The organism is Streptomyces katrae, assembly GCF_000966975.1.
GTDB classification, from domain to species: Bacteria; Actinomycetota; Actinomycetes; order Streptomycetales; family Streptomycetaceae; genus Streptomyces; species Streptomyces katrae.
Window position 1 is genome coordinate 1 of record NZ_JZWV01000441.1, and the last position, 1,571, is coordinate 1,571.

At 74.8% G+C, this 1,571-nt stretch carries 1 protein-coding gene; it reads left to right on the forward strand.

Annotation, left to right across the window (positions count from 1 at the left end; all coding sequences use genetic code 11):
* Positions 1-1,456: DEAD/DEAH box helicase (locus VR44_RS16695; protein WP_045948300.1), on the forward strand; the 1,456-nt coding region annotated here is incomplete at its 5' end.
* Positions 1,457-1,571 lie beyond the last annotated feature (115 nt).

A 1,571-nucleotide genomic window follows, 5' to 3' on the forward strand; every position in this document is an offset into this window, starting at 1 on the left:
CTCGGCAGGCTCCCGGTCCAAGGGCGGGAGCGGCGCCGGCAAGGCCCCGCGGACCCTGGGCCCGCAGGGGGAGTTCGCCATGCCCCGGACGGCCACCCCGGCCCTGCCCCCGGTGGAGTCGTTCGGTGAACTCGGGCTGCCCGCCGAGCTGGTGGAGACCCTGGCCGCCCAGCAGGTGCGGGACCCCTTCCCGATCCAGGCGGCGACGCTGCCGAACTCCCTCGCCGGGCGCGACATCCTCGGCCGGGGCCGCACCGGCTCCGGGAAGACCCTCGCCTTCGGCCTGGCCCTGCTGGCCCGCACGGCCGGCCGGCAGGCGGACCCGAAGCGGCCGCTCGCGCTGGTCCTCGTGCCGACGCGCGAGCTGGCGCAGCAGGTGACCGAGGCGCTGGCCCCCTACGCGCAGGCGCTGCGGCTGCGCATGGCCACCGTCGTCGGCGGGCTGTCGATCGGCCGCCAGTCCGGGGCGCTGCGCACCGGCGCCGAGGTCGTGGTGGCCACCCCGGGGCGGCTGAGCGACCTGGTCAAGCGGCGTGACGTGCACCTGGAGCGGGTGCGGATCACGGTGCTGGACGAGGCCGACCAGATGTGCGACATGGGGTTCATGCCGCAGGTCACCGAGATCCTGGACCAGGTGCACCACGACGGGCAGCGGATGCTGTTCTCGGCCACCCTGGACCGCAACGTCGACCAGCTGGTGCGGCGCTACCTGAAGGACCCGGTCTCGCACTCCGTGGACCCGCAGTCGGCGTCGGTGGGCACGATGGACCACCACGTGCTGCACATCCACGCGGCGGACAAGGTCTCGGCCGCCACCGAGATCGCCGCGCGCGAGGGCCGGGTGATCATGTTCCTGGACACCAAGCACGGCGTCGACCAGTTCGTGAAGCACCTGCGGGCCATGGGCGTGCGGGCGGAGGGGCTGCACAGCGGGAAGTCCCAGCCGCAGCGCACCAAGACCCTCGGCCAGTTCAAGGACGGCCAGCTCACGGTCCTGGTCGCGACGAACGTGGCCGCGCGGGGCATCCACATCGACGACCTCGACCTGGTGGTCAACGTGGACCCGCCGGCCGACAGCAAGGACTACCTGCACCGGGGCGGGCGCACCGCCCGCGCGGGCGAGTCCGGCAAGGTCGTCACCCTGGTCACCCCCAACCAGCGGCGCGACATGGTCCGGCTGATGGCCGACGCGAAGATCCGGCCCACCATCACCCAGGTGCGCTCCGGCGAGGCGGCGCTGAGCCGGATCACCGGCGCCCGCAAGCCCTCCGGGGTTCCGCTGTCCGGGGCCCTGCCGACCGACGCCAAGGGCCGGCCGAGCGGTACGGAGCTGGGCTTCCGCGGCCTCGGCACCCGGCCGGGCCGGACCGGCCGGGGCAAGGAGTCCCGTAAGACGATCGAGGCCCGCCAGGCCGCCGAGGCCCGCCGCGCGGCCCGGGTCCGCAAGGGGCTCTGACCGTACGCCCGGGGTGTCCGGCCCTGACCTGCCGGACACCCCGGAGACTCAGCCCCTGCGGCGCCGGGCCGTGACGATCGCCCGGGTGAGCACCGGCGGGAGCACGTCCTTGGCC